Annotated in this window: 1 protein-coding gene; it reads right to left on the bottom strand. The window is 75.4% G+C overall.

Going from position 1 to position 846, the window contains the following annotated elements; all coding sequences use genetic code 11:
• Positions 1 to 15 precede the first annotated feature (15 nt).
• Positions 16 to 846, bottom strand: an 831-nt coding sequence (locus P1P70_RS45210; RefSeq protein WP_319248384.1) for an NAD(P)H-hydrate dehydratase, incomplete at its 5' end; no start/stop codon positions are given.

The raw sequence follows: 846 nt of genomic DNA, 5'->3' as shown, positions 1-846 counted from the left end.
TTTTTTTTTTTTTTTTTAAAGAGGAAGAGGCAATCGGATTTTGTCGCCTTTCCGTGGGGGCTGGAATTTGTGTAAAGAGAGGGGGCGGGGGGGCCGCCAGGCCGCCGGGATCGACTCCGCCACGTCGTGGGCGCCCGTCGGGGCGCCGTCGGCGGCGTAGCGGCCCGCCAGGCCGTGGAGGTATGCCGCCGTGCTCGCCGCGTCCACGGGGGAGAGGCCCGCTGCCAGGAGGGAGCCTCCCAGGCCCGAGAGGACGTCGCCGCTGCCCGCCGTCGCCAGCCAGGGGGTGCCGGTGGGGTTGACGCGGACCGGGGTGGTGGCGTCCGGGGTGGCGATGAGGGTGGTGGAGCCCTTGAGGAGCACCGTGACGTCGTAGGTGCGGGCCAGGTCGCGCACGGCCGTGAGGCGGGCGGACTCGACCTCCTCCCGGGTGATGCCCAGGAGGGCGGCCGCCTCCCCCGCGTGCGGGGTCATCAGCGTCGGGGCCTCGCGGGTGCGGACCGTGTCGCGGTCGGCGAGGCGCAGGCCGTCCGCGTCGAGGAGGACCGGGACGTCGGAGGCGAGGGCCTCGGCGACGGGTGTCGGGTCGTCGCCCGCGCCGGGGCCCGCGACCCAGGCCTGCACCCGGCCCGCCTTCTTCGGGCCCGTGTTCGAGACGAGGGTCTCCGGGAAGCGGGCGAGGACCGCGTCGGTGGCGGCGCCCACGTAGCGGACGGCGCCCGCGCCGCCGCGCAGGGCGCCCGCGACCGCGAGGACCGCCGCGCCCGGGTAGCGGGCCGAGCCCGCCGCGATGCCCACGACTCCCCTGCGGTACTTGTCGCTCTCGGCGGCGGGGCGGGGGAGGAG

Source organism: Streptomyces sp. MB09-02B, assembly GCF_033794485.1.
Classification (GTDB): Bacteria; Actinomycetota; Actinomycetes; order Streptomycetales; family Streptomycetaceae; genus Streptomyces.
Note: the sequence above shows the minus strand (reverse complement) of the source record. Positions and strands in the feature narration are given on the sequence as shown.